This window comes from Terriglobales bacterium, from assembly GCA_035624455.1.
Classification (GTDB): domain Bacteria; phylum Acidobacteriota; class Terriglobia; order Terriglobales; family Acidobacteriaceae; genus DASPRM01.
Map to the genome: position 1 here is coordinate 1 of DASPRM010000139.1, position 26,919 is coordinate 26,919.

Consider the following 26,919-nt stretch of genomic DNA (forward strand, 5'->3'; position numbering starts at 1 on the left):
AGACGGACAACCAACGCTCTGCGCATACCTCAACTTTGCTCCGATGTCTTCCCCTGGATATTTCTTCACGGAAATGGGTTGGGAACTGGCCGCGATGGTAAGCAGCAAAAAAAACAACCAGCCGGTGCGCATAGACTATCCTCCTTCGGCCATAGGTTTGGGTGGAGCTGTTTGCTCCCTGACCAGCCATGCTGAGATGAACTTCGTCTTGACTTAACTAATACGGGCGATGTTTGCACTGACTCAAAACACGTAATTCGGCCCAAAGGTAATCCTCAAATTGTGATTTGCTCCGTGGTTGAAGTACATCTCATCCCCAAGATCCAGTCTAAAGCCCCATTTTCCGGCATAGGCCTCAAAACCCGTTCCGGGATAGAAAACTGCGTTGCGATGCTGAGCCCGGATGTCGTTGACTTGGGTATTGGTGCTGCCGAACGGTGCAGTGGAACTGGGATTGATGTTTACCAGTCCGCCTTTGGCCGTTAGAAAGACACGCAGAGGCCCAGCCCCTACACTGTAAGCGGCCCCTCCAAGAATATGGAATGCGTGCAGACGTGATTGCACACTCGAGCTAGCTCCTGTGGCCGGGTCGACTACTGCTTCTCGGAACGTACGATTGAAGTCGTAGGCCGTTTCGCCTTCCACTGAAAGCCGCCTATTCACAAAGAATGCCCCGCGAAGGCCAACCCCTCCGAGCTTCGCCGGCGTGAAACCGAAGTACTGTCCGAAAATCCCGACCTCCAGGTTGGTTTGGGCAGAAGCGGCAGGAGAACAGAATGAGAGCAGGATTAACAGGTAAATTGACTTTCTAGCCATTGAGCGTTCTTACTCCTCTTTTTGAATGCACGACCGGATATTAGAGCGACCACGAATTATAGATGGCGGCCAAGCATTCAAGATGTGTGAGGAACGCCTCGCACTTTCGTTAACCGTAGTGGTTATTTGGCGTGCACTCGGGAATGACAACGACGACAGAGAACAATTAGATTTGATTCCGAATCATCTCCCGACTGCGCACGCGGCTTAAGGTGATGGACATCCAGATAAGAAAAGCTTCCGCAGTACTGACATCGCCAGCAATCCCGGTTTAGAACTTGCAGCCGCAATTGGCGATACGAATCAGGATCAAGCCTACGGCGAGAATTCTTGGTCAATCATTCGCTCATGATGCTAATTGCAGATGTTCAAGCAGTCTCATCTGTTGGGCAGCGGGTAAGAACTTTAAGAGGCGTCGTGTCGATGCCAAGAGTACATCAGAGTTATCGTCGTTAAGACTTGCCCCGGCCAGGAAGTCTGCACAAATCATCTCCAGGCAGTAGCCTCGAGACTTATCTGAGCGGAATAAAAGGTTTTTGGACCTTTCTTGCTCTGACCCAAAAAGAGAAACGCGAACCAAATGGGACCGAGGATTGTGCCAGTGCGCCCCCCGGTTCTTGACCTACAGTCAGAGTCGCGCCCTGCTGAGAACCGAATCTTGGCTTCCTAACTTTTGTCTCCAACTTGTAAAAGGATTCCCTCGCGGGGCAGCAGACTCATCGGGGGCTCGGGTGTAGATCCTATGTTTTCAATACGTTACACATCTGACGTCGTCGGGCGACATTGTCTCGGTGAAGCAAAGCATGCGACTGCCGTGAGTATTGCTCATCTATACTTCCAGCGTTGACTCTGCAGTCATCTACTGGCAGGCAGGTTATGGAAAAGATCCTGGTGATAGAAGATGATCGGACGGTTCAGAAGGCCCTGAAGAGGCTTTTTGAAGGGGCAGGCTACCGCGTAGACACGAGGTTCGATGGGTCCGAAGGTTTGGAAGCATTTCATGCGCTTCCTCCCTCGGCGGTGGTACTTGATCTGCGTCTGCCTGGGCGGCCAGGGCAGGAAGTTTGCCGGGAGATCAAGCAGCAGTCACCCGCCCTGCCCATCATTGTGCTGAGTGCGACCACGGATGTGACCGACAAGGTTCTGCTACTAGAGTTGGGGGCCGACGACTATGTCACCAAGCCCTTCAGCCCGCGCGAACTCTTGGCGCGAGTGCAGGCGGCCATCCGCAGGTCGAATCGGTCGGTGGTTAGCGACGTCTTTGGGTTTGGCGATGTGGCGGTGGACTTCGCCAAGATGGACGTAACGCGTGAAGGGCGCGCCGTGATTCTGACCGCCCAGGAATTCAAGCTGCTGAAGTTCCTGGTCAAGAACCAAGAGCGGGTGTTTTCGCGCGAGGAACTGCTTAATGAAGTCTGGGGTTACGAGAACTATCCTTCGACCCGCACCGTGGACAACCATGTGTTGCGATTGCGGCAGAAGCTGGAGAAGGAACCTGCCGATCCAATTCATTTCCGCACCGTACATGGTGTGGGCTACAAATTCGTGCCGTAAGATCTGAGTAGAAAGAGCGAGCGGGAAAACCGGTGAAACTGCGCACAAAGTTCCTTTTGTCTCTGCTGCTGGTTTCTTCGGCGCTCACCTGCGCCACCCTGTTAGTGGTTCGCCGGGCATTCCAGGTCCAGATCAGAAAGATGCTGGTTGAGGACCTCCACGGAGCGGTTCTCACTTTTCAGAATTTCGAGCACGATCGGCAGCAAAACCTCATCCGGTCGGCGGAACTGCTTGCCAGCCTGCCCAATCTCAAGGCTCTGATGACGACGCACCATGCCGCGACCATTCAGGACGCATCCGGCGAACTATGGCCGCTGGTGGGTAGCGACCTTTTCGTGCTTTCCGATCCCGAAGGGCATATCGTAGCTTTGCATAGCGCAGCCAGTGGAGTTAGCTCGCAAGCCGCCGAGGAATGGCTGCGCCGATCGTTGGTGAGTTCCCAGGAAGGGAACTGGTGGTTCATCGGAGGTCACCTGTTTGAGGTTTTCTTGCAGCCGATCTATTTCGGGTCGGCCACGGACTCGCATCTGTTGGGTATTCTTTCAGTAGGGTACGAGGTCAACGACCGGGTGGCGCGGGAAGTGGGCGCGATTGCAGCCAGTCAGGTAATTTTCAGGTATGGCGACACTCCCGCGGCGAGTACGCTCGGGGCGAGCGAGCGTGGCGAGGTGGTATCGGTTTTGGCCCGATATCGGTCGGGCGGTTCCGAGCCTTGTGACATAACGGTCGGTCGGGAGCGCTTTTTGTCGACCTCCGTAAACCTGGGGAAATCGTCGGTTCCGGTGAGCCTGGTGGTCCTGAAGTCATTCGACCAGGCGACGCAGTTTCTGCGCACCGTCAATCAACTCTTGTTAGGGTTGGGATTGGTAGCTATCCTGGTCGGCTCTGGCCTTGTGTTCTTTATCTCCCACACCTTCACGCAGCCGTTGGAGGATCTGGTCGGCGGTGTTCGTGCGCTGGAGAAGGGCGATTTCCATTACCCGCTAGGGACTGGCGGCAATGATGAAGTGGCAGAGCTTACCAGTGCTTTCGATCGGATGCGGCAAAGCATTCTAGTCGCGCAGCAGCGGCTGCTGGAAGCAGAGCGCCTGGCGACGATAGGACAGATGGCTAGCTCCATATCGCACGATCTGCGGCATCGATTGACCGCGATCGTCGCCAATGCCGAATTTTTGGCAGAGGCCGGACTGGATTCGGGCCAGCGCCAGGAACTGTATCAGGAGGTGAGCGCGGCGGTCCACCAGATGACCGACTTGTTGGAGTCGCTACTGGAGTTTTCACGAACTCCGGAATCGTTACATCCAGAATTGGTATCCATTGAGGATGTAGTCAGGCGTTCGATCGCGGCAATTCGAACCGATCCGGCATATCAACACGTGGTCATCACGGTGGAAGCCGCCGGTGAGGTCCAGGGTTGGTTCGACCCGAAGAAGCTGGAGCGTGTCTTTTACAACCTGCTGCTCAATGCCTGCGAGATGCTGCCGCATGACTCAGGGCGGATTGATGTGCGCATTGAGCGCCAAGCGGAGAGCGTTCAGATTTCCGTAGCCGACAATGGCCCAGGTATTCCGGCCCATTTGCAGGATAAAGTATTCCAGCCGTTTGTGAGCTATGGTAAGCAGAACGGCTCCGGTCTGGGCCTCGCCATCGTGCAGAAGATCTGCCAGGACCATGGCGGCGAGGTTTCACTGAAGAGCGCCGCGCCCGGCGGGACGACGTTCAAGATTGTGCTCCCGATCCAGGTGGGGCGATCTGGGGAACAGCCGCCCTCTGCCGTCCCCGTGTTGCGCGGGGAACGCCAGGCCCAATCCTAGTCTGGCTGTATGGAGGCGCCGAATGGATCAGAAGAATGCATTCGGGCTCGCCAGGAGTGTGTCGCTAACGCTGATGCTCCTGGGAGCTGCACTAACAGTGTGGGGCGAGAGTCCGGAAGCTCAGAGTGGGTCAGAGGCACCGACTTCGCTGACCAGCGCGATTCACGACCTGGAAGCGCAAATCCAACAGCTGCGGACGGATCTGCAAGAGGTGCGGCAAGATGCAGCCCGCTCCCATGCTGACACGGTGGAACTGCGCCGTGAGCTGGAGGCTACCAGGACCGAGTTGATCGCGATTTCTGCGCATCCGCAACCTAGCATTAGGGATCAGGAAGCTCGCTCCAGAGAAGCGGACGCCGCTGAGAGCAGCAGCTCTCTGGAGTCCGTGAAAGAAGACGTCCAGCTCCTGCGGGCTAAGGTCGACGAGCAGTATCAGACCAAGGTGGAGAGCGCTTCCAAGTACCGTGTGCGTCTATCAGGACTTGTGTTGCTGAACTTGTTCGGTAACGTGGGAACGGTGGATAACATCGAAAACCCGGCTCTGGCTGAGCCGCAGAGCATCGGGAAATCGAATGGAAGCTTCAGCGGGACGCTTCGCCAGACCCAGCTTGGACTGGAAGTGTTTGGGCCGACCATCGCCGGAGCACGGCTGAGCGGGAACGTCCAGATGGACTTCGCCGGCGAATTTGCGCCAGTTCCCGGGGGCATCAACATGGGCCTGATGCGGTTTCGAACGGGCTTCGCGCGTCTAGACTGGGCGCGCACATCGATCATAGCTGGACAAGACAGGTTGTTCTTTATTCCCGAGTCTCCGACATCCTTTGCCTCGCTGGAAACTCCTGCGCTGGCCTATTCGGGAAATCTCTGGGCTTGGACGCCTCAGGTCAGGGTAGAACATCGTTTCCGCGCCGGGTCGAGCTCCGACATCACGGTTTCAGCAGGACTCCTGGATCCTGTTACCGGCGAGCCGCCCGGTACGGGGTATACCCGTAAGCCGGAGCCGGGCGAAGCGAGTGGTATACCTGCCTTTGCTGGACATGTCGCCTGGTCACATTCTGTGTTTGACAGGCAGCTGACCATCGGAGGTGCGGGATATACGAGCCGGCAGGATTGGGGATTTGACCGCATTGTCCAGGCATGGATGGGTAGTGCGGATTGGAATCTTCCCCTGCGTCAATGGCTGGAACTGAGTGGATCGTTCTATCGCGGCAACTCCATCGGAGGCCTCAATGGGGGACTTGGACGGAGCGCGCTATGGAGCGGCTTCCTCTCCAACCCCGCAACGTATGTTGCCGGGTTGGACACGATTGGAGGGTGGGCGCAATTGAAAATTCGTCCGGCACCGAAGTGGGAGCTTAATACGGCTTTTGGCCAAGACAATCCATTTGCTTCCCAACTGCGCGCATATCCGGGGTCGCCGTCCTACCTGGATACTTCCTTGGCGAGGAATCGTACTGCCTTCACGAACGTGATTTACAGACCTCGCTCGGACCTGCTGTTTTCCGCAGAGTATCGCCACCTCACCAGCTTTCCAATACAGGGGGCAGCCGAATCGGCCAATCACATCAATCTAGCGATGGGAGTACTGTTTTGAGGGGGCGTAGAGCACCGCGATTTCTGACAATACTGGCATGGATGGGCATAGCCGGAACACTGCAAGTTTTGGCCCAACAGGTCACGGTGACGGGGCGCGTGGACGTGAGGGAAGAAGGCGTTGCCAGCGGGCGATCCGACAACTCGGGTGTCCTCGTGTGGCTGGAGACTGCCGGCAATACTAGTCTGCCAGGGAATGCCTGGAGTCAAGCGGGCGGCGACCGCCACCTACGCCTCACGCAACGGAACAAGACTTTCGAGCCACACCTGCTGATCGTGCCTGTAGGGGCGACAGTGGAGTTTCCCAACCGTGACCCTTTCTTTCACAACGTCTTCTCCTTGTTCGAAGGCAAGCGATTTGACCTTGGTCTCTACGAAGCCGGCACCTCGCGCAATGTGCATTTTGACAAGCCCGGCATATCGTACATCTTCTGCAACATCCACAGCCAGATGAGCGCGGTAGTGGTTGCGTTATCCACGCCCTACTATGCGATCTCCGATAAGAGCGGGCAGTTTGCCATCGCGAATGTATATCCGGGCCGATATGTGCTGAGGCTTTGGGCGGAAGGCGCTGCTCCGGAGGCGCTGGAGGGACTGTCCCGGGCAGTCAGGGTTGGCGACGAGAATCGTACTCTTGGAGTGCTTAAGCTGTCCGTCTCACCTCTGGTGACGCTGACGCACAAGAACAAGTACGGGCGCGACTACGATCCGCCTACACCCGATAGCCCTGCCTATACACAGCCCTAGTGCATCAATGCAGACTGCCGTAATCAGGCTGTGACGATCTTTTTACGTTCCTGTGACAATTGATTGCGGGCCGCTGGGTAGTATGAACATAATTTCCAGTTGTACAGGTGCACCTTAGGCCGCCGCGATGATTCGCCTCTCGCGGCGGTTCTGTTTTATTGAGACAGCAAAATCATTTTTCTATATTTTCCATTCGTTGCGAAGACTTTCTGGAGAGACGCCGCTCGCCCGCAGAGTTCTGAGACTGAGCGAATCGTGACGCTTTGCCAGGCGCTGTCCTCGTGCATCGGTCAGCAGATCGCAATGGTAGTAGTCAGGGGCGCGAAGATCCAAGGCGCTGAACAAGAGCAACTGTCGGGCGGTCGATTTCAGGAGGTCGCAGCCGCGCACGACCTCAGTGATTCCCATGGCCGAATCATCCACCACGACAGCCAATTGATAGGCGGGGACATCGTCGCGGCGCCAAACGACGAAATCTCCAAAATCCACGCCTGCCGTGAACTGCTGTTCATCCTGAAGGCCATCATTGAAACGAACCATTTGCCTGTCGGGAACCCGAAAGCGCCAATTTACGCCTGCCGGACCGCTGGCATCGGTCGTGTTGGAACGGCAGGTTCCAGGATAGAGTGCTTCATCATTGTCAGCGTGCGGAGCCTGAGCTGCCTCTGAGAGATCCTTGCGCGAGCATGTGCACGGATAGATTGCGTCCAGTTGGCGCAGCTTCTGCCAGGCCTTGAGGTACCAGGCTCGTCTTTCGCTCTGTGAATAGGGTGCAACCGGACCGCCGCAATCCGGACCTTCCTGCCAGCGGATCCCAAACCAGCGGAGATCTTCTAACATGGCGGTGGTGTACTCCCGCTTGGAGCGCTGAGGGTCGAGATCCTCATTCCTGAGGATCAAAGTTCCACGATTCGCGAGCGCCCTCTGGTAAGCGATCCAGAAAGTCCGAGCGTGTCCAAGATGAAGGTATCCGGTAGGGGAAGGGGCAAGTCGTCCGCGATACCTCGAGGACAGGGTGGGCTCCATTTTCCGATGAGGCGTTGTCGGCAATCGTGATGTTAGTACAGGCGCGCCAGCATGATCTCCTAGTGCGTGGGAGCACCTTGCAGTTGGGCTAATGCTGCCAGGACCTCGTCACTGTGCTTCCTGGGATCAACGCTGGTGAACACCTTTACGATCTTTCCTTGGGGATCGACGATAAAGGTGTTGCGGGAAGAGAATTTGATCACGGCGAGGTTGGTCAGTGAGCCGTACAGCTTGGAGACTTGCTTGTCCTTGTCAGACAGCAGCTTGAAGCTGAGGCCCTCCTTGGCACAGAAGCCCTTGTGCGAGTCGACGGAGTCCACGCTGATTCCGAGGACAACCGCATGCTTCTCCAGATATTTCTGCTGATCGCGCTGGAAATTGTGGGCTTCAATGGTGCAGCCGCTGGTGAAATCCTTGGGATAGAAGTACAGCACGACCCAACTTCCCCGGAACTGGTTCAGACTGGTGGGCTTGCCCTCCTGCGACATCAGGGTGAAACCGGGTGCGGTGGTGCCGGCTGCGGGTACAGAATCTGTAGAGAGAAAAAGAGGAAGCATAGCCAGAACTATAACGTGCATCATGATATTGGCATACGAGCAACCCGCGATTGGCAAACACGGGTTCGCTAATTCGCCCGCGTGCTTTACGTTTCCCTTTCGTCGCTGTGCGATCAGGGTGAGCCAACCCCTAAATCGAGTGGAGAGCCCGGCTTCGCTATTCCTTTTTTGCCGGGTGATAGCCGGCCTTGATCGCGTCAGCTTCGGTCATGAACTTGCCATTCTTGGTGTTGCCGTACCAGCGGCCTCCTTTGTGATAGACCCCACTGTCCAGGTTGACCCAAACCATGCCGGGCTGAGGCGGCGTTTGCGCCTGTGACGAAGCTGGCTTGGTCTTTGCGCTGGGCCCTGTCGAAGCGCCTCCAGTGGAGCCGGTCTGGGTAGAGGCTGCAGTTGCACTGGACTTGGGTGCAGGACTTGAAGTGGGCCGCGGTGTCGAGCTCGCTGGCGTGCTGGCAGTGCTAGAAGGAGTAGTGTCGCCTCCGGTGGTCTTTTTGGATTTCTTCTTGGACGTGGTAGTCGCCTGGTCATTAGAAGCGGGCTGATTGGAAGCAGCAGAGCTAGAACCAGTGCTACCAGCGGCTGCATTTTCGGCTGCAGCCGTCTTCTTGGACTTCTTCTTGGAGCCAGCGGTTTCGGCGGTGGTAGATTGAGTCGAAGCAGACGATGTGCTCGCGGCAGCGGTTGTGCCCGAAGAGGTCTCGCTCCCCGTAGTCTTCTTGGACTTCTTCTTCGAAGTGGTGGTAGCGGTCTGATCGGCCGTCGTCTGGCTGGAACCAGCAGACGTGGAAGCAGAAGTGCCGCTATCTTCACTCTTTGCCTTCTTGGAAGACTTCTTGCCGGTCGTTGACTCCGTCGCAGTTGGGCTGGTGGACGAACCCGATTGCGCACTGGTGTCGTCAGAGGCTTTCTTCTTTTTCTTCTTGCTGGTTGTTGCCGTGCCGGTATCGGTCGTGGATTGGGTAGTGCTGGATTGGGAAGCGGTCTGCGGATCAAGCACATTCGTGTTGCCGGACTTTCCGAGTGCAGGTGTGATTAGGAGGATCAGAGCCGAAACCATCACCACGGTCTTGGTCAGCATCTTCTTGAGAGGGGACATCCTGTGCCTCCTGGCAAAGATGATTTCGAAGCGCCTCGAAATGGCGCGGAAATTGGGTGCATATCTTAGTACGAGTATGATTTTCAGGCCAGTGCAAGCCTGAACGGCTATTTGTGTGATCTCCGTGCAAGCAAGCGTTTGCGGCTTGGCCGTCAAATACATATATTGTTTGGTTCGCTTGGCCGGACGCTCCCGTGTGCCCAAGGATAGACGATGAGCGGAAGTGAGAAGTCGCGCAATCGGATTCTGATTGCCGATGACGATGAAGCCATCCGCGATTTTGTTACGGCGGTATTGCAAGGCGACGGAGAGCTGGAAATTACGGTCTGCGCGACAGGGACAGAGGTTGAGGCGCAGCTGAAATCCAAAAGCTTCGACGTAGTGCTGCTCGACGTCTGGTTTGGTGATCGAAATGGCCTGGAGTTGCTGGCTGAGAATAAGGCTGACCTGGCAACATCACGTGTAATCATGATGACCGCAGACAGTACTTCGCAGACACTGCTTCGTGCTATCCGCGAAAATGCTTTCCAATACATCCGGAAGCCTTTCAGCCCGGATGAGCTGCGTGAAAAAGTGGAGGCAGCGCTGGCAGCAACGGCTCCCGACCGAATTGAAGTCATTTCGGCGCTCTCTGATTGGGTGGAGGTCCTGGTTCCTTGTTCACGTGTAGCGGCAGCGCGCATTCAGGACTTCATCATGCAGGTGAAGATGGATCTAAAGCCTGAGTTGCGCGAGATCGTGTCTTACGTGTTTCACGAACTGCTGCTGAACGCGATCGAATGGGGAGGCAAGCTTGATCCCACGCGCAAAGTGAGGATCGCGTTCCTTCACACACCGCGAATGGTGCTATACCGCATTCAGGATCCAGGGTCGGGCTTTAGTTTTGACAATATTCCGCACGCGGCGGTCAGCAACGAGCCGGATGATCCACTACGCCACTCGCGTGTTCGGGAAGAAGCGGGCATGCGTCCGGGCGGACTCGGACTGATGATGGTGAAGTCAATGGCTGACGAGTTGCTCTATAACGAGGCGCACAACGAAGTCGTGTTCGTGAAATACCTGGACAGGACGCCCGAAAGCACGAGCTGACGGGGGAGAGGGGGCGGGAAGCCAAATCATGCAGGACTATGGCAAAACTGCGGTTGCTTTTCTTCTGCTCCGCGTCATTGTGCTTGCCTTCTTAGTTCTGATTCCAAGCACCCCGGCTGAGGCGCAGCTCAACCAGAGAATTCCTTCGAGCGGTTGGATTGATGTCTCAGTAGCTGTCGATCCCGCGAAAATTCCGGTCTACGCTGGCGATCCGGAGCCGCAGTTCACGTTGGTTAAGTCGATGGCGAAAGGGGACAAGCTGAACCTCTCCGATTTGCATATGGGCGTGCACACCGGTACGCATATTGATGCTCCGCTGCATTTCATTGCCGATGGTGGGTCGGTCGATCGAATACCGCTGGAGAATCTGATTGGGCCGGCGCTGGTAATTGAATGCTCGCGAAGTGCAGCGATTGTGGATGCCGCGGAACTGAACCGACATGACTGGAGGGGCGCCAAGCGGCTCCTATTCAAGACTCGCAATTCCTATGACAATTTCTGGAACGACAAGACCTTCCACAAAGACTACGTGGCGTTTGCTCCTGATGCTGCTCAGTTGCTGGGGCAGGCCGGCGTGGAGTTGGTGGGTATCGACTACCTGTCGGCAGAAAAATTCGGATCGCCCGAACCGAAGGCGCATTTGGCGCTGCTGAGCCAAGGCGTGGTCATTGTGGAGGGTCTCGATCTGCGCCCGGTTATGGGCGGCAATTACGACATGATTGCGCTTCCGGTGAAACTCGCGGGCATTGAGGGATCTCCCACACGGGTAGTGCTGCGGAAGAGTGCAGGTGAGCGGAAAACGGCGCCAGCCGTCCGGAAATGAATAGATCCTTCGCCTCGCGCAGGGCGACCTAACACAATTGCTTACCGGGTGAGCAAAATCGAGTCTAACGAGGGTGCACAATTTTCTTGCATCGGCTTGTGGACCCGGACATCAAACTCCGCGTGAGCCTGAGGAATCTGCGGCAGTTTCGCTTGCGTTCCCCGCGAGCAGTGATGCTTGCGCCATGTCAAACAGCGGGGAGGCGCTAGTGCGTTCCGAGTGCTTGCCGTTCAGGCTTATCCCGCATAGCACTCCGCTATTCCTCGATTACCTTGATTACGGAGCCAAGATCCAACAGTTCTATCCCCGTCCGCCGCACTTGCTGGAGTGGGTTCAAGAAGAGGCCAGGCGGATCGAGTATGGGGCGGATCGCCGGGAAAGAGTGGCGAACGTCCTGGAGCGGCAGAACCGGCACTGGAATGGATCCAGTGAGACCCTAAAGAATATCGAGCGCCTGCGGGCGGGAGCTGCAGCAATAGTTACTGGCCAGCAAGTGGCTTTGTTCGGAGGACCGCTATTTTCCATCCTGAAGGCGTTGACCGCGGTTAGGCTGGCAGAAGAAGCCACAGCCGGAGGGATCGATTGCGTCCCGCTTTTTTGGCTAGCAACGGAAGATCACGATCTGGAAGAGGTGAACCATACCTGGATTCCCGGGGCCGGTGGGGTACTGCAGAGGATCAGATCCGACTCGCGTGGAGTTGAGGATGCGCCGGTGGGGAGTATCCGCTTCGGCGCGGAGATCGAGCAGGCAGTGGGGCAAGCAGCCGATCTTCTGGGCGAATCGGAAATGACGGACCTGCTGCGAGAATCGTACCGCCCCGGCGAGACCTTGGGCAGCGCATTCGCCCGGCTGTTTGCCGGGATTTTTCACAAATGGGGCGTCATTCAGGTGGACGCCTCCGATCCTGAGCTGCGCCGGATCGCGCAGCCGATCTATCTTGCTGCGATTGAGAATGCGGAGGAGCTGGACCGGAAAATTTTGGAACGGGGGAAGGAACTGGAGGAGGCCGGATATCACCAGCAGGTCAAGGTGACGCCATCCTCGACGCTGCTGTTTGAAATTCGGGACGGACGCCGGACCGCGATCAGGAGAGTGAATGGTGGCATGTTCCTTGCCGGCGAAGAGAAGGTCACGCGCGAACAGTTGCTCGACAAGATCGAGAACATGCCCGAGGGTTTCAGCCCCAACGTGCTACTGCGCCCAGTTGAAGAGGATTACCTGCTGCCGACGCTTGCATACACGGGAGGCCCAGCGGAAGTCGCCTACTTCGCACAGGCCGGAGTTGTATTCGAAAAGCTGCTGGGGCGGGTAACTCCGGTGCTGCCCAGGTTCAGCGCGACCTTGGTCGAAGCAAAACAGCAGAAATTACTGGATAAGTACAGGATCAAACTTTCGGATCTTTTCCATGGGCCAGAGGAAACGAGACGACGCTTGGCCGAGCGGGCGCTGGCTTCGGGTTTGCAAGAGAAGTTCGAGCGGGTCGCGAAGCAAATGCAAAACGAGTTGTACCAACTCCTGGGCGAACTGGAGCGCCTGGATCCAACTTTGGTGGACGCGGGCAAGCACGCGGAATCGAAAATCCAGCACCAACTGGAACAACTGCGAGCCCGGGCAGCACGGGCCGAGTTGCGGAAAGACGAGGATATTACCCGTCACGCGGATACCCTGAGTGCTGCTCTGTTTCCCGATAAGGGTCTGCAGGAAAGGGAAGTCGCTGGCGTATATTTTCTGGCGCGGCATGGCCTGAGCCTTGTGGAGCAACTTTACGAGGCGACCCAGACGCGATGCCCGGATCATCAAGTGATGTACCTTTAGCCCTCACGATTCAAGTCAAATTCTGGGTCAGACCAATCTCGAAGGAATCCATTAACATGGACGTGCCCGGTAGCTTTTCCCGCGGCATGAATGATGGCTTCTGATCCCTCCAATCTTTCTTCGGGGGTTGCCACGAAAGCGTCGCCCCGCTCGGCTAATCGCCTGCAGTCCACTTTTCGCGCATTAAGCCATCGCAATTTTCAATTGTTCTTCGGTGGACAGCTGATTTCGCTGATCGGGACGTGGATGCAGAACGTAGCGCAGGCGTGGTTGGTCTATCGCATGACGGGGTCGTCACTGCTGCTGGGAACGATCGGCTTTGCCAGCCAGTTTCCTGTCTTCCTTGTTGCTCCCATCGGAGGAACGGCCGCCGACCGCTACAACCGGCGCAAGCTGGTGCTCGGTACTCAGACGTCATCCATGTTGTTGGCTTTGATCCTGGCAGCACTGACGCTGGCGCACCGCGTGCAGGTGTGGCACATCTTCGTTCTGGCAGCGTTCTTGGGTGTGGTCAATGCTTTTGACATTCCAGCGCGCCAGGCGTTCATGGTGGAGATGGTTGGCAAGGAAGATCTGATAAACGCTATCGCCCTGAACTCTTCAATGTTCAACGGAGCGCGTATTCTGGGGCCGGCGATCGCGGGAATTCTGGTTGCCAGCATCGGCGAAGGATGGTGCTTCTTTGGCAATGGCGTGAGCTATGTGGCGGTCATTATCGGACTGCTGCTGATGCGAGTCGAGGAGCGCAAGGGACGAACCGCGGGGACGCCGCTGTCGCACATTGTCGAAGGTTTCCGTTACGTCCGCAGCACCGTGCCGATCCGCAACATCCTGCTCCTGCTGGGGCTTGTGAGCCTGGTGGCTATGCCGTACGCAGTGCTGATGCCGATCTTTGCCGATCGCATTTTGCACGGCGGCGCACGCGGGTTAGGCATTCTAATGGGCGCCACCGGAGTCGGAGCATTGCTTGCTGGATTAACTCTGGCGACCCGACAAAGGGTGCGCGGGCTGGGACGGATCATCGGGACAGCTGCGGTCGGTTTCAGCCTGAGCCTGATCGCCTTTGCCTGGTCACGATCGTTTGCGTTGTCAGTCGTATTGTTGGTGCCCGTGGGTTATTTCATGATGTTGGCGAGCACTGCGTCGAACACGTTGATCCAGGTGATGGTCGCTGACGAATTTCGCGGCCGGGTGATGGCCGTGTACTCCATGATGTTCATGGGCATGGCGCCCTTCGGATCCTTCTTTGCAGGAGCATTGGCTGGCAAGGTCGGCGCTCCTCTGACTCTTACGATCGGCGCGACAGCGTGCGTTGCCGGAGGAGCAGTATTTTTGATCCAACTTTCCGAAATGCGAGTTGAAGCGCGGAGGTTGATTGTAGCGCAGGGCCTTGGGGGAGGCGATCCAGCGCAGGAGATAACCAGTGCGGGTGTGACAACCGAGCCGTTTTCACTGGAGCAGCGGACGGTAAACCTGGATGAGGTGACGGGCGGGTAGCAGAAATAGGGACCCTCCTGTTATCCGATTTCCACATTTTCACCTAGAATTAAGGACCGGGAAGAAGTGATCTCTGCGGAATCCACCGCCAGACCTGCAGCAAGACGGCGCGTGGGGGCGGACTGGGGTTGATGACACTAGTCCCCGGCCGACAACCGAAAATGGCTCCGGAGAAGACACATTCGCAGTTTATCGGGGCCAGATGCAATATCCACTCGATAGCCCTCCAGCGTGGCGTTACACCGCCAAGGATGCGCTGCGCTCACCATCCGTACCTGCGGTGGCCAAATTCCGCAAGGCCATCGAAGACGCAGAGAAGCATCAGGGAAAGAAGCCGTAGAACGTTCAGGACGGACGTTCAACACAAACAACAAATGAGCATGCCTTCCCTAATCTTTATTTCCTGATTTGTTCTTGCCGGGCAGATTGGCGGGATTTTCGTGGACGCGCTCGCGGAAGCCGCCCTTCAGGCCACTAGCCAACGAGACGGCAGATTCGCCAAACTTGTCCCGCAGATGATCAACCGCACCGAGCGCCTTCCTCCAGCGAGTTTGCTTTTCTGACTCCAGCAAATCCATCTGACCTTCGGTGGGTTCGAGCGATGAGACCTGGACTCCCAGCAAGCGCACCATCTGGCCACGTCTCCAGTTTTTGCGGAAGAGAGTGCGAGCCTGCTCCAGAATCTCAGTGTCGAGTTGGGTGCGGGTGGGAAGGGAATGCTCCCGCGTAATGGTGGAAAAATCGTGGTAGCGTAGCTTGAGGCGGACCGTCCGAGCATGGAGACGATGCTCACGTAAGCGGCGGCCTACCATCTCGGAGAGGCGAGCGAGCGTCGCCTCGAGCTGGCACTCATCCGCAGTGTCCTGCGAGAAGGTGTGTTCGTGGCCGATAGACTTGGGGCCGACGTTGGCGCCGATATCCTCGTCGAACCAGCCGCCGGCATCGAGGCCGTGAGATTTACCTGCGAGTGCTAATCCCCAGGCGCCGAATCTCTCGCGAAGGAAGTCCTCGCCGAAACGCGCGAGGTCGCCGACCTTGCGAATGCCGAACTGATGCAGGTTCTGTTCGGTGACCTTGCCCACGCCCGGAATTTTGCGGACGTCCAGAGGCGCAAGGAAATTCGCTTCTTCACCAGGTGGCACCCAGAGGACGCCATTAGGCTTGGCTTGATCCGAGGCAACTTTAGCAACCACTCGCGAAGTGGCAATGCCGATCGAGCAGTTGAGATCGGTGTCGCGCTTCATCTTTTCGTGCAGCGAGTGGGCAGCAAGCAGCGGGGGGCCGTGCAGGCGTTCGGCTCCAGTCAGATCCAGGTAGGCTTCGTCGATGGATGCCATCTCCAGTTGCGGCGAGAAGCTCTCGAGTACACGATAAACCTTCTTGGAATACTCGCTGTAGCGCTCGGGATGGCCATCAATAAAGATGGCGTGGGGACATAGCTTGTAGGCGGCGCGCAGCGGCATGGCCGAATGCACACCAAATGTGCGCGCCTGGTAGGAGGCCGCGGCGCAGACGCCACGTTCGTTTGGCCGGCCGCCAACAACTACAGCTTTCCCTTTCAGCGAGGGGTCAAACAGCTCTTCGACCGAGACAAAAAAGGCATCCATGTCGACGTGAAATACAGTTCGTTGGACGGTAAGAGACATGGCAGCAAATAAAGATTTAACCACAAGGGACGCAGGTGCACCTGGCTCTTAATGCGGCGACAGGGTGGCAAGTTGGGGCGAAGTGGAAGTTAGAGATACAGAGTTCCTTGGGCCTGCGGCCTCAGGATGACCCTGAATGCGAGGTGTTACACATTAATCAGCCTGTTGGATCTTTTACCCAACCCCACCACCATCACGGTACAAAATGCCGTTAAGATTGTGGCATAATGTACCGGTGGCACATAGGACAATAAGGGCGGAAGCAAGCACGGCCAAGAGATTCAACCAGCATCTTTCGGAATGGCTGGGAACCAAAGCCACTTCCGAGCCGGAATTGGTCTCGCAGGTGGAGAAGGGCTTGCCGCTGGGAATCGTGGAAAGGTTAGTGGAACACGGGTTGACCAGGCAAGAGGTGTTCCACGTCATAATCCACGAGCGGACATTGAAACACCGGCGCAGCCGGCGGCAGCCGCTGTCCCGCGAGGAATCGGACCGGGCTCTGCGAACCGCGCGTTTGCTGGCGCGGGCGGAGACTGTGTTGGGCGCCAAGGAAGAGGCGCTGGCATGGCTACGGGGCCCGAAGCGGCGCTTTGGGGGGCGCTCGCCATTGCAGATGATGGCGACGGAAGCTGGTGGACGGCTGGTAGAGGAAATGCTGATCCAGATCGAAGAGGGCATGTTTGCCTGATGTTCTTGTGGCGCATCAGCAAGCATGCCGATCTGGAGGGCCGGGGCGGGCTTCTGGCGGCGGCGCGCTGGCACAGCCAGGGCCGAGCTATCGTTTACCTCGCTGAGAGCCCGGCGGGAGCGCTGGTGGAAGTGCTGGTACATCTTGAGCTAGAAGTCGCCAGTCTGCCCTCCCACTACCGCCTGCTGAAGGCAGAAGCTCCTCGCGATTTGAGGGTCGAATCCGCGCTGTTGGAGGGGCTTCCGAGTGATTGGACGCGACATCTGATGGCGAGCCGGAACGTTGGCGACGAATGGCTCGCGTCGGGAACGAGCGCGTTGCTGCGGGTGCCGTCGGCCATCCTGCCGGAAACATTCAATGTGCTTCTTAATCCTGAACATCCATCGGCGAAGCAGGTGCGGATTGTCTGGCATCGGGAGTATCCGTTTGATCCGCGGCTGGTGAGGAGAGGGCGATAGTGAGTGTCTTAGGATGGTGTGAACAGTGCCAGAGGACATGCCTCGTCGTTATCTTCGGACAATGTTGGCACGGCATCTAAGATCATGTCCGTGCTTAAGCGTTGGGCCGTGACCGGGCTCCGGATTCTTCTTGCTTTTGTAGCGCTCGCGACTGTCTTGAGTGCTGCATTAATTGGTTATCTATTCTTCTACTCAGCCGATCTGCCCGACACGAAAGAATTAGCCGCGTTCACTTCCGACGGCTACGGAAGGGCTGTCGACGTCAATATCTGCGGAGAAACCGCCCGGATCACCGTTGTTCCTGTAAGCCAGACTCCGACATTGCGTGCAGCGGTAATCGCGGCAGAAGGCGACCTGGATCCGAAAGGTGTGGTATCGCGCTTGTACGATGACCTTCACGATGGGTCCCCAACCCATCAGCGCTATGGGACTTACTCCTTCCAAATCGCTAGGCAGTTGTTCTGTAACGAACGAAGAGTGCACAAGCGGCAGCTAGGTGAGCTACGTGCCGCAACACAACTGGAACGCAAATTCAGCGGGGACGCGTTGTTGGATATTTACGTGAATAGCGTGTACTTCGGTCCAGGCATCTACGGAATTGAGAATGCCGCCCGTCACTATTTTAGAAAACCAGCTCCCGAACTGTCGATCGCAGAGGCAGCACTGCTTTCCGGTCTTATCAGAAGCCCGAAGCGGTTTTCGCCGAAGGAGCAGCCTGATAGAGCGTTTTCGCGGCGCAACGATGTAATTGATGCCATGTTGCAGCGGGGCAGCATAAGCGTGGCGGAAGCAGACGAAGCAAAGAGAACCTCGCTTGGAATTGTCAACGCACCATAGTCATCACCGTTCCTGCGTCTCAATTAGGTCAGCGAGCACTCGCAGTACCAGAGCAGCGGTGTCCGGGCCGGCAGAGTTGATCTCGCCGTAGTAGGGCTCGGGGCTGTTCTGGAGCCAGGGAGCGTGCTCGTCCCACTCTGCTTTAGGTATCAAGTAGCCGAGCTCGTCGTTTCCCAGTCCCAATAGGAATTGATATTTGCTTTTGAGCACGCTCCGGACTGGCATTTCGAAGGGAGCGTCGGGAAAATCTGCACCAGCATAGCGAGAGATGCCGCCATTCACCAGCTCGGGAAAGATCTCGCCGGGGATGGTGACGAATTCAGCGATCACGGTATTGCCTGATTTCAGTGTGATGTAGTCGACTTCGGTCTGCAGATCATGACCGTTGGCAGCGAGAGCTGACTGTCCGCCTTCCAGTGTGACTTTGTGGTTCGAGGAATCGGGCTTGCCGCTGGTGTATAGCGGTCTGCGGTCGCCGAATAGACCAGCGCCTTCAGCAATGCGAAAACGATCGTTCGCTAGAGGAATGAAAATCTCGGAGGACTTAAATGTCAGCGAGTCGGGAAAAATCGCTTCCGCGTGCAGCAATGCTTTTTCAGCTAATTGGCCGAGCAGGGTGCCCAGCAGTTCCGGCTTACGCCAGGCGCCATCTTCGGCGACCCTGCCGGTCCCAGGGTCGAGCAGCGCGACCTGGTTGCCGAGTGTGGATAGCTTTCCGACTGCGCCATTGAAGAAGAGCGCGATACCGCCGTAGCGCTGTTCCAGGTATCGGCGGAGCCAATTCGGATAGTCGGCGGTAATGACAGTGTTCTTCCGGTTCATGGTCTCAGGGTGATCGCTCCAGTTAACGAGAGTGGCGATAGTCCTCGCATCGCCCGTCGCCACGACTCGCATGACGAAGAGATGCGGGTCTTTCATGTAAGGCGGGCGATCCACGCTCTGAAGTTGGGCTAGCAGCGGATGATCGTCGCGCGCCAATTCGAGGCGGGCTGGCTGGAGTGTGTGGATGGCGTCGACGGCCGTGGCTGTGATTCGCTCTTCAACCCATTCCAAGTACCTTGGATCCACGCCGCTCTCTTTCGAGCTGGGGCCCCACAAGCCCAGAGTATCTGGACCTTCGTGGGTGTGGGTGCAGGCGACTACGAGTTGCGACCCGGCGGGCGACCGAGCCTGCACATTGCGGCGAATCTTCAGCACGTCTTCGTAGAACAGACCAATCAGGTCGGTGGAGCAGAAGACTACGGTTTTTCCACGAACTTCAAGTGCCAGGCAGCGTGCGGAAAGGGGATCGTGCACGGCGCTAGCGATGCGGTCATGGCCGAAGCCTGCGAGGTACACAGGAGTTTTGCCTAGCGCCGGGGTGATGACGCTGATGGCAGCGCCAGCGCGAATCTGGGCGGAGCAGGGCAGTGAAAAGACCCATGCTGCTGTCGCCAGCAGGATAATTACTTTCGATTGCCTCATGAGAGAAGTTGAAATGGAATAGGAGTGGCGGCCAAGAGTCAATCATAATCGAGCAGCTGATTGCCACCCTGTCGCTTCGCGATAAGGGGTGGGGCAGCCGCAATTTTTATTTGATACTGACAGGGGTGAAGCTATCTGACGGGTGCGACCTCGTTGTGAGTTTCTGGAACAGATTCGATGTTGGGTACGCCGGAGCCCACTAAACGGAAGCGAGGCGGGCGGCGGATTTCCTCGAGAAGCTCGCGCGAAACCCGATCGTCGATCTCGCCGGCGCTGCTGAGCTCAACCGGATAGCGGATGATGATCTCGATGCCGGTCTGGGTGAGTCGAATCCGGCTCTCCGGACCAAGCGACGCTACCGACAGGGGGCTGATAGCGCGCTCCATGGTGCGCCGCTGCAATTCCATTGTTTCCCGATATTCGTCAAAGACCTTCTTGACGGCTCCAAGCATGCGTTCCTCTACCTGGCGGTAGTCCGTATCCGGCGCCAGCGTCATTGTGATCTCGTGCCAGAGGAAATTGGTTCCAGGGATCTGCTTAAACAGCCCGGCGTTGGCCTGGAAGACGACAGCGTTGGAAAAAACTACAGCACGGCCGGTAGGACGGGCGTCTGAGCCGCCATTGCTGACCTCGACCAGGTGGATGCGCACCAGGCCAATGTCGACGACGTCGCCGGTTACTCCGGCAATCTGCACGCGGTCCCCGACGCGAACGCCATATTTTCCGATGAGGAAGAAGTAGCCGGCCACCGAGAGAATGACATTCTGCAGCGCGACGGCAATGCCGGCGGTGAGCAGCCCGGCAAAAGTTGCGAGCGAGCCGAGTTCGCTGGCGAAAGAGACCGCGATGACCACCGCCATGATGGCCCAGACTACGAATCGGCGTAACAACAGGAACTGGTAGCGACGCCGGGCGTCGTGGATGTAGCGGAAAGTCGCCCGCCGCCACAGCTCGGAGATGCCGAGAACGAGGGCGAGTATGATGGCAAGCGCGCCTAACCGCAGCGCGAGATTCTTGAGTCCGGCGACGTACTGGCTGTAAACCGAATTCCTCCAGTTAGCGAGGCTTCGCTTGTAGAGGTCAAGCAAGATCAGCTCTTTTCCTAACGGGAGCATGCTGCCCGATATCTGCTTAAATTGCGCAGTGAGCGAATCGATGTCCTTCTTCTGTTGCGCAAGAAAGTTAGGATCCTGCGACTCGGGCTGATCGGCCAGTTGGTCACCCCGTTGAATCAAGTTCTTCATGTTTGACCGCAGTGGCGTGCGAAGATCCTTGGCAGACTGCGTTAGGGCATCGGTATGTTTGATCAGATCGTCAAGAGCAGCAATCTTGCGATGCAGCTCAATGGTGTTGGAGACGATAGCGAGGATGCCGGAAGGCTCGGGCTTGTGGCTCGTCGCTGCCGCAGCTGCGACGCCTGTGGACATGTTCGACGAAGAATTCTGAGACGTAGCGCCCGCCTTTGGAGCCTCTAAAGCAGCAGCGGGCACAGTGCGGGCGAGTTCATCGATTTGCGCTTGCAAGCTGTTGTTTCCGGCGCCGGCGGTAGCACCGCTTGCAAATTCGAGCATGCTGCGCATGGAATCGCGGCGTGCCTGCAGCAGATTAACTTCACTTTCGGTCTCGGAGATGCTGGATTCCAACTCACGGCGCTTGCGGCCGCTAGCTGCATCGAGTTGGCGTTTCTGAGACTCCAGCTCAAGCTGAGTCTGCTTCAGCTTCTGGTCAATCCGGGCCACAGCGGCCGTCAGAGATTGGTTGGGTGCAGATGTGGAAGCAGCCTGTCCCGGTTGCGATGTCCCGCTTTGAATCTGATTCGCGGGAGTGCTCACCGCCTGGGACTGTGCTCGCGCGAAGTTGAACGATAGGCGGACTATCTGGTCGGCGAGCTGGCGGTTGTCATTGAGGGAAATAATGTCGTTCGGCTCAGTTGCGAGCTGCTGTTGCAACGCCAGCTGGCGATACCAAGTGATAGTCTGATTCAGAAATCCAAGTATGTCTTGCGTATTTAGGGTCTGGGCCGAGGAGTTATTTTGGGCGGAGGACAGGAATGGCAACAAAAATACCAATAGCAGCAGAACAGTAGCCCATAAACAGACCCAACTTCTTTCGCTTCGAAAATGCATGAGTCCTTCAGCCTAATAAAATCAAAGACTTATCAGCGACGCTGTATTCTCCGAGACTCCGGTACTTCTTAGGAGTCGAGGAGAATGACAGGAGTTGCCCTCATAAAATCAGGACACGTTTACTCTGTCGGAAGCGAAGGACGCAAAACAGGTAACTTCAGTACAAGCCTGCGGAGTGGCCCTGACATTATGCCAGAGAATGTTGCGCAACCGAGTCGCCATCCAAAGTTCAGCTGAGGAGATTCATCCGCTCAACGCTATCGCAAAGCACATCGTAAGAGAGGTTACTTTCGTACTCAAAAGTACCCGGAGTTTTGTTTGTGGATTGCCAATCTTCTTTATTATCGCGATATCGGATTTTGTGCAAAGTCAGCTATGGCTAGGAGCGGACCCTCGCAAGCCATGTCAGGGAATAGTTGCGATGCTCGATGCCAAACAACTGAAGGTACTCGGACTGCGTTTTGCCCGCGGTCTGCAACAGAGCCTCAGAACAGCGGTGATGTTTTCCGCCGAGCATCAGAGTGTCGAGCGTCCGATACAGCAGAGTTTTCAGTCCCTCAACAGCCTGCTTAAAGAGACGGGGCAGTTTACCTTTGGCTTTGTTGACAATCAAGTAGTACTCAACAACCTGATCACCACCGATCCCTCGCTGAAACAACTCGAAAAAGAACTTCTCAAGCGCGGCGTTGCCGCCATAACTTTTGAACCGGGATTGAGCCTGGGAAGATATCGCAAGCTCATTAGCCTCTTGTCAGTGCCGACCAAGGTGATAGAGGACGCCGGCGGACTACGGAACTACCTTGAGGCGAACGAGGTAGAGGGGGCGCGAATCATAGCTGCGGCGAAGAACCAGAAGAAAGACGAGCAGGGCGACACTATCCTGGATACGGACTCCGAAGCCTACATTATGTCGAAACAAATGGCGGAGGAGGAAGGTCCAAAAGATTTTCTGGATTCGATTGACGCACTGTTGGAGTCGGCCTGCCTTGATCCTGCTACTCGTACCAGCGTGCTCTCAGATTTCGCAGCCGTAGGCAGCGGCGGGGCCAATTACGGCGTACCGATTCCGATGCCCAACCTGGTAGTCGCAAAAGATGGAGCCGGCGCGGAGATGGGGAACGGCGGCGGAAGCAATCCTGGGGTTGGAAGCATTGGCCTGCCAAACAGTGGTAACGCAAGTGGTTCTGGCGCTCCCGGCGGAAGCGGCGGGCTGGCAGGATCGGGAGGAACAGGAACTGGATGGGCGGCGGGACATGCGACAGGTGGTGTTGGTGGTTCTGCGGGTGGGGCTCCAATTGGCGACATGACTCAAGCTCAAGGTGACGGCGCGGCATCGCCAGGAGGTAGTGGTATCGGAGCGAGCGGGCCAGGTCCAGGAATGCCATACGCGACAGGCGGAGGGACACAAGGGACCGCAGGTGGAATCGGCTGGGGATCGGGCGTGGGTTCGGGTATTGAAGTGGGAGCCGGAGGCGGATTCAAAGGCAGTGGCCGGCCAGGCGGGGCCTACTACAGCACGCAGCAACCGCCGCCGGGGGCCGCACCTGGGGGCGGAAAAGGCGGGCAATGGGGATATAACAGCTTCATCGAGTTGATGGAAAACTCGGTAGAGCGGTCACTGTTGGAGGAGAAGGGTAATCCGCGCAAATCTTACGTGGCGCTAGCGAGAATACTGAGGGACACCGGAGTCGAATCGGTACTAGCCCGCATGTCTCCCGAACGCCAGGACGAAGTAAGGACACTGCCGCCGGAGCAATTAGCCGCGGAATTTATCGAAGATACCGCGTTGCAGTGGGCGGGAAAGCGGCTTAAGGCTGTGGGCACTCAGTCGGACACAATATTGGTGGAGGAAGAAGTAGTGCGCGTCCTGGCGCGCAGCCTTCAGGCTACGCATATGGCGGACCGCCTCAGTGCGAAGCTCACCAAATTCATTCAGGACTTTGCCGTGCCTGCGAATGTCCAGGAGAAGATCCGGGACGAGCTGCGCTGGACATCACTGAGCAGCAACAAGAAATACGCGCGGCTGATGGAAATCTCGCACTATTCCAGCACTCAGTTCCGGCGGCTAATGGATCTGCTGCGGGAGCTAGTGAAAGAGCGGGAGGTTGAGCAAGCCGCCGCACTAGCGAATCACTATTTCGACTTTTTAGACCAGGAGGGAGTGGAAATTCAGCCTGACGAATTAAGTCGCGCGCCGGAACTGATTCGCAGCATGCCTCTGGCCCGCGTGGGCTTTGCGCCCAGAGCAGTGGAGCGGCTCAGCCGCGTGGTATTGCGGGATGACGTATCAGAGTTCGTGCATTTCCAGGCTGCGAATGCCTTAACGGTACTGGCGCAATCGATCGCCACTTTCGAAGATTTCGAGCAGGTGCAAATCATCGGGCTGGCGTTGGAGAGATCGAAGAATCGGAATCCTGGTGAACACAAGAAATGCTGCGTAACCGGCATGAGCCGATTACTTCCCGCGGCCAGCCTGGAACGAATCGTGGAATTATGCCTGCTGCAGCGGGGAGATTCGAACTGGGCCCGGATCGCGGCCATGCTGCTGCGCTTGGCCGCGCCGGCGAGCGTAGAAGTCGTATTCAGCCATTTGATCAAAGAGCAGGACGCAAAAAACCGATTGGCGTTGTTGCGCCTGATTACGCAGCTGGGTCCGGCAGCTCTTCAGGTGGCCTGCAAGTACCTGGAAGACGAACGCTGGTACGTTGTGCGCAACATGTGCGGGGTCCTGTCGGAGCTGCGCGATCCCGACTTGGAAGCCCACATGGCGGGGGCGCTGCAACATTCGGATCCACGGGTGCAGCAGGCGGCATTCACTGCTCTGTGCAAAAACCGCAGCCGTGGACGGGGACCGGTCATGGCAGCTTCTTTAGCCAAGCTGGCTCCCGACGTTCTAGACCAGGTGTTGGATGAGCTGTTGTTTGTGAAGGATCCCGCCACCATTCCTGACTTGGAACGATTTGTTCTGGATGGGTGCGTGAATCCAGGAGTGGTGAGAAAGTCGATCCAGGTACTGACCTGCATTCCCGGTGACGAAACCCCACAGGTGCTCGCACGGCTGCTACGCTCGAGCAAGCTGGCCCTCGGCCCACGGCGAATGGCCATGGGTGCCCTGGCCAAAAATCAATCCCCGCTGGCGCGCCAACTGTTGGAAGAATTTGCCGGTCGGCAGGAACAACTTTCCGACGAGGCGCGCTTGGTTTTGGGAAAGCCTTCGTAAGAAGCAGTTCGCAATCAGAACCACCTTCCGGGCTTGTTCGAGCGCTTTTCGAGGCTCGGCCAGCTCTGCTTTTCCCACGCCGTCAGCAGCAAGAATTGCGATTTTCATTCTTGCCAGATTTTGATTCGGCATAATCACTCCATTGCGGGAATTTACAACGGTTGTTGTGTAGAGGATGCTGCTTGCAGCGCATCCGGTGGCTAAGCCGAATGCTGGAATTGGCACGGGCTGGCGACCTGGAAACACGTCAGGGTCGGGCTTGGGGTCGTCATTTGGTTTGGGTTCGGGAATTACATCGGGATCAGAGCCGGGCAGAGGCTCTGGATCAGGATGGGGCAGAGGTTGCTCCGGAGGGGAAGGGCCTCGAGAGCGTAGAGGATCGACGCAAGCTGCCATGCCTCCTTCGGATGCAATTCGCTATACCGCGCTGCCTGAAGATCTATTGCGATGTCCCTGTCGATGCGGCCGGAGGTTTGCTCGAATCGCGGCCGAGGTCGCCAAATGTCCATAGGCCGAAGGCCTTCAGGCTTTCGTCTTTCTTCTTTCGAATCAGCATTCGGGCGGTTCTTTCCGGGGGCCAGGGTGTGGCAAGGCGCTCCGGGCGGTCGGCGATCCAGTAGCTAGTCAGGGCCATCACCGCCGTATTGCGAAGCAGAATGTCCGGCTGCACCTTATCGAGGGTATCTACGGCAGAGTGATGGGTGAATTTGTACTCTGGCGAATCCTGATCGAGGTTGATTCCTGGAAGGCCGGCCAGGACGAAGGGGCCGACATCGGTGCCGAATTCAACGCCATCATCAGTCTTGAAAGTCCCAAAGGCACTAATTGACTGGGCGAACTTCTCAACGGCCGGGATCAGATCGTCGCGGCCTCCAAGGTTAAAGCTAACAACGGGCCCTTGACCGTTGTCGAGAACGATGGCCGCCACGTGGTTCGGCATCTCGTTCTTATGCATCTTCACGTAGGCCAGGGACCCTAACAGTCCCTGTTCTTCGCCGGTGAACAGCACAAAGCGGATCGTTCGTTTGGGACGGACTTTGGCGTTGAGAATTGCTTCCGCTGATCCAAGGGTAGTCGCTACGCCGACTCCATCATCGGTCGCGCCCTGAGCGAGGTCCCAGGAATCAAGATGCCCGCCCACTACTACGATCTGCTCCGGATGTACTGACCCAGGAATTTCGCCGACAACGTTCGCTGTCTCCACCGGCCCGTCAATCACTCGGTTCTGAACATCGAGTTTCACGTGTACCGCTTTGCCCTGCTTGAGAAAGCGCTCCAATTGCTGCTGATCTTCGGCCGCCATGCTGACAACTGGGATCTCGAAATACTCATCGAAGCCGAGAGCGCCGGTATGAGTGAGATCCATCCCTCGCGCCTTCGTCCCACCTTGTCCGCCAATCACGGCGACAGCATGGGCGGCATAGGCAGCACGGAGAAACGGACCGAACTTGACGTACAATTTTTCGCGCTGCTCGCGCGAGAGTTCGTCCTTCTGCTGCATCATCAGGATCTTGCCCGACCAATGCCCGGAGTTCTCTTTCACTTCACGATCAAGCTCGGTGAGATCGACAGTCACTACTTCAGCTTCAGCGCCACCCTTTGGCGTCGAGCCCACCCAACCGAGAGAATCGATGTGAAGGTGGCGATGGATTGGGGAAACCAGTTCCGCGTCGGCGGAGACGCGGGTCCATCCACGCGAGAGGCTCCACTTCTCCGCCCTTACGTTCGAGAGGCCGATCGATCGCATTTTTGCCAGGCCCCACTCAATTGCCTGAGCTGCCTGTGGAGAACCGGTCACGCGTCCGCCTATGTCATCGCTGAGCTCTTCCAGGTAGTCGTAGGAATGAGAGTTCATGGTGGCTTGTCCAGCGATTGCCGTCAGCGCGGGCAAAGTGCCATCCGTGGCGGGAACTGGTGGTTCGAAGTTGGCATCGGCAGCGCGGAGGGTCAGAGAGCTTGCGATCAGCAGAAGAGTAGAGGCGAGTGCGATTGGTTTCAAGAATTCCCCCGAAAGTGCGGGCGCTCAAAACATCATAACAAGAGCTCTGC

At 57.0% G+C, this 26,919-nt stretch carries 22 protein-coding genes; 14 read left to right on the forward strand and 8 right to left on the reverse strand.

Going from position 1 to position 26,919, the window contains the following annotated elements; translation table 11 throughout:
* A partial coding sequence (locus VEG30_15620) for a hypothetical protein (protein HXZ81357.1) occupies positions 1–217 on the forward strand: 217 nt, incomplete at its 5' end.
* Positions 218–243: 26 nt separating this feature from the next.
* Here VEG30_15620 and VEG30_15625 read toward each other — a convergent pair.
* A complete protein-coding gene (locus tag VEG30_15625; protein HXZ81358.1) occupies positions 244–816 on the reverse strand; it encodes a hypothetical protein in 573 nt (190 codons plus the stop codon).
* An 876-nt stretch (positions 817–1,692) separates the two neighbouring features.
* Here VEG30_15625 and VEG30_15630 point away from each other — a divergent pair.
* From VEG30_15630 to VEG30_15645, 4 genes are read left to right on the forward strand one after another with little or no spacing between them, the layout of a single operon-like run.
* Positions 1,693–2,370 carry a response regulator transcription factor gene (locus VEG30_15630; protein HXZ81359.1) on the forward strand — a complete coding sequence of 226 codons (678 nt, stop codon included), beginning with the start codon at positions 1,693–1,695 and terminating at the stop codon, positions 2,368–2,370.
* Positions 2,371–2,402: 32 nt separating this feature from the next.
* Positions 2,403–4,184: an ATP-binding protein gene (locus VEG30_15635; GenBank protein ID HXZ81360.1), complete on the forward strand. Its 1,782-nt coding sequence runs from the start codon at positions 2,403–2,405 to the stop codon at positions 4,182–4,184.
* A 22-nt stretch (positions 4,185–4,206) separates the two neighbouring features.
* Positions 4,207–5,778: a hypothetical protein gene (locus tag VEG30_15640; protein HXZ81361.1), complete on the forward strand. Its 1,572-nt coding sequence runs from the start codon at positions 4,207–4,209 to the stop codon at positions 5,776–5,778.
* Complete coding sequence (locus VEG30_15645) at positions 5,775–6,524, forward strand: carboxypeptidase regulatory-like domain-containing protein (GenBank protein HXZ81362.1); 750 nt, start codon at positions 5,775–5,777, stop codon at positions 6,522–6,524. The genes VEG30_15640 and VEG30_15645 overlap by 4 nt, the downstream gene beginning before the upstream one ends.
* A 180-nt stretch (positions 6,525–6,704) precedes the next feature.
* Here VEG30_15645 and gluQRS read toward each other — a convergent pair whose 3' ends face one another.
* From gluQRS to VEG30_15660, 3 genes are all read right to left on the reverse strand, one after another.
* On the reverse strand, positions 6,705–7,550 hold the full coding sequence (gene gluQRS, locus VEG30_15650; protein HXZ81363.1) for a tRNA glutamyl-Q(34) synthetase GluQRS: 846 nt from the start codon (positions 7,548–7,550) through the stop codon (positions 6,705–6,707).
* A 59-nt stretch (positions 7,551–7,609) separates the two neighbouring features.
* Positions 7,610–8,131 (reverse strand): peroxiredoxin, encoded by a 522-nt coding sequence (locus VEG30_15655; GenBank protein HXZ81364.1) that lies wholly within the window; start codon positions 8,129–8,131, stop codon positions 7,610–7,612.
* A 133-nt stretch (positions 8,132–8,264) separates the two neighbouring features.
* The gene (locus VEG30_15660; GenBank protein ID HXZ81365.1) at positions 8,265–9,206 is read right to left on the reverse strand and encodes a hypothetical protein; all 942 of its coding nucleotides are present in this window, start codon (positions 9,204–9,206) and stop codon (positions 8,265–8,267) included.
* Between the two features lie 213 nt (positions 9,207–9,419).
* On the opposite strand from VEG30_15660, the gene VEG30_15665 reads away from it, so the two are divergent.
* From VEG30_15665 to VEG30_15685, 5 genes are all read left to right on the forward strand, one after another.
* A complete protein-coding gene (locus VEG30_15665) occupies positions 9,420–10,295 on the forward strand; it encodes a response regulator (GenBank protein ID HXZ81366.1) in 876 nt (291 codons plus the stop codon).
* Between the two features lie 28 nt (positions 10,296–10,323).
* Positions 10,324–11,118 carry a cyclase family protein gene (locus VEG30_15670; GenBank protein HXZ81367.1) on the forward strand — a complete coding sequence of 265 codons (795 nt, stop codon included), beginning with the start codon at positions 10,324–10,326 and terminating at the stop codon, positions 11,116–11,118.
* A 208-nt stretch (positions 11,119–11,326) separates the two neighbouring features.
* Positions 11,327–12,934: a bacillithiol biosynthesis cysteine-adding enzyme BshC gene (gene bshC / locus VEG30_15675; protein ID HXZ81368.1), complete on the forward strand. Its 1,608-nt coding sequence runs from the start codon at positions 11,327–11,329 to the stop codon at positions 12,932–12,934.
* A gap of 90 nt (positions 12,935–13,024) precedes the next feature.
* Positions 13,025–14,431, forward strand: coding sequence for an MFS transporter (locus VEG30_15680; GenBank protein HXZ81369.1), 1,407 nt, complete (start codon positions 13,025–13,027; stop codon positions 14,429–14,431).
* Positions 14,432–14,633: 202 nt separating this feature from the next.
* Positions 14,634–14,771, forward strand: a complete 138-nt coding sequence (locus tag VEG30_15685) for a hypothetical protein (GenBank protein ID HXZ81370.1) — start codon at positions 14,634–14,636, stop codon at positions 14,769–14,771.
* 49 nt (positions 14,772–14,820) lie between these two features.
* Here VEG30_15685 and dinB read toward each other — a convergent pair whose 3' ends face one another.
* Positions 14,821–16,077, reverse strand: coding sequence for a DNA polymerase IV (dinB, locus tag VEG30_15690; protein ID HXZ81371.1), 1,257 nt, complete (start codon positions 16,075–16,077; stop codon positions 14,821–14,823).
* Positions 16,078–16,312: 235 nt separating this feature from the next.
* On the opposite strand from dinB, the gene VEG30_15695 reads away from it, so the two are divergent.
* From VEG30_15695 to VEG30_15705, 3 genes are all read left to right on the forward strand, one after another.
* Positions 16,313–16,765: an antitoxin Xre/MbcA/ParS toxin-binding domain-containing protein gene (locus VEG30_15695; GenBank protein ID HXZ81372.1), complete on the forward strand. Its 453-nt coding sequence runs from the start codon at positions 16,313–16,315 to the stop codon at positions 16,763–16,765.
* Entirely contained in the window at positions 16,765–17,223 is a 459-nt protein-coding gene (locus tag VEG30_15700; protein HXZ81373.1) for an RES family NAD+ phosphorylase, read from the forward strand. The genes VEG30_15695 and VEG30_15700 overlap by 1 nt, the downstream gene beginning before the upstream one ends.
* A gap of 156 nt (positions 17,224–17,379) precedes the next feature.
* Positions 17,380–18,060: a transglycosylase domain-containing protein gene (locus VEG30_15705; protein HXZ81374.1), complete on the forward strand. Its 681-nt coding sequence runs from the start codon at positions 17,380–17,382 to the stop codon at positions 18,058–18,060.
* A 3-nt stretch (positions 18,061–18,063) separates the two neighbouring features.
* Here VEG30_15705 and VEG30_15710 read toward each other — a convergent pair whose 3' ends face one another.
* Positions 18,064–19,524 carry a hypothetical protein gene (locus VEG30_15710; protein ID HXZ81375.1) on the reverse strand — a complete coding sequence of 487 codons (1,461 nt, stop codon included), beginning with the start codon at positions 19,522–19,524 and terminating at the stop codon, positions 18,064–18,066.
* Between the two features lie 131 nt (positions 19,525–19,655).
* Positions 19,656–21,650 carry a mechanosensitive ion channel domain-containing protein gene (locus tag VEG30_15715; GenBank protein ID HXZ81376.1) on the reverse strand — a complete coding sequence of 665 codons (1,995 nt, stop codon included), beginning with the start codon at positions 21,648–21,650 and terminating at the stop codon, positions 19,656–19,658.
* Positions 21,651–22,071: 421 nt separating this feature from the next.
* On the opposite strand from VEG30_15715, the gene VEG30_15720 reads away from it, so the two are divergent.
* Positions 22,072–24,870, forward strand: coding sequence for a HEAT repeat domain-containing protein (locus VEG30_15720; GenBank protein HXZ81377.1), 2,799 nt, complete (start codon positions 22,072–22,074; stop codon positions 24,868–24,870).
* 439 nt (positions 24,871–25,309) lie between these two features.
* Here VEG30_15720 and VEG30_15725 read toward each other — a convergent pair whose 3' ends face one another.
* Entirely contained in the window at positions 25,310–26,869 is a 1,560-nt protein-coding gene (locus VEG30_15725; GenBank protein ID HXZ81378.1) for a M20/M25/M40 family metallo-hydrolase, read from the reverse strand.
* Positions 26,870–26,919 lie beyond the last annotated feature (50 nt).

Excerpts from the sequence above, each read along its gene's own strand:
- VEG30_15625 (HXZ81358.1), bottom strand. The coding sequence starts at position 816 with ATGGCTAGAAAGTCAATTTACCTGTTAATCCTGCTCTCATTCTGTTCT.
- VEG30_15630 (HXZ81359.1), top strand. The coding sequence starts at position 1,693 with ATGGAAAAGATCCTGGTGATAGAAGATGATCGGACGGTTCAGAAGGCC.
- VEG30_15640 (HXZ81361.1), top strand. The coding sequence starts at position 4,207 with ATGGATCAGAAGAATGCATTCGGGCTCGCCAGGAGTGTGTCGCTAACG.
- gluQRS (HXZ81363.1), bottom strand. The coding sequence starts at position 7,550 with ATGGAGCCCACCCTGTCCTCGAGGTATCGCGGACGACTTGCCCCTTCC.
- VEG30_15655 (HXZ81364.1), bottom strand. The coding sequence starts at position 8,131 with ATGATGCACGTTATAGTTCTGGCTATGCTTCCTCTTTTTCTCTCTACA.
- VEG30_15660 (HXZ81365.1), bottom strand. The coding sequence starts at position 9,206 with ATGTCCCCTCTCAAGAAGATGCTGACCAAGACCGTGGTGATGGTTTCG.
- VEG30_15665 (HXZ81366.1), top strand. The coding sequence starts at position 9,420 with ATGAGCGGAAGTGAGAAGTCGCGCAATCGGATTCTGATTGCCGATGAC.
- VEG30_15670 (HXZ81367.1), top strand. The coding sequence starts at position 10,324 with ATGCAGGACTATGGCAAAACTGCGGTTGCTTTTCTTCTGCTCCGCGTC.
- VEG30_15680 (HXZ81369.1), top strand. The coding sequence starts at position 13,025 with ATGATGGCTTCTGATCCCTCCAATCTTTCTTCGGGGGTTGCCACGAAA.
- VEG30_15685 (HXZ81370.1), top strand. The coding sequence starts at position 14,634 with ATGCAATATCCACTCGATAGCCCTCCAGCGTGGCGTTACACCGCCAAG.
- dinB (HXZ81371.1), bottom strand. The coding sequence starts at position 16,077 with ATGTCTCTTACCGTCCAACGAACTGTATTTCACGTCGACATGGATGCC.
- VEG30_15700 (HXZ81373.1), top strand. The coding sequence starts at position 16,765 with ATGTTCTTGTGGCGCATCAGCAAGCATGCCGATCTGGAGGGCCGGGGC.
- VEG30_15710 (HXZ81375.1), bottom strand. The coding sequence starts at position 19,524 with ATGAGGCAATCGAAAGTAATTATCCTGCTGGCGACAGCAGCATGGGTC.
- VEG30_15715 (HXZ81376.1), bottom strand. The coding sequence starts at position 21,650 with ATGCATTTTCGAAGCGAAAGAAGTTGGGTCTGTTTATGGGCTACTGTT.
- VEG30_15720 (HXZ81377.1), top strand. The coding sequence starts at position 22,072 with ATGCTCGATGCCAAACAACTGAAGGTACTCGGACTGCGTTTTGCCCGC.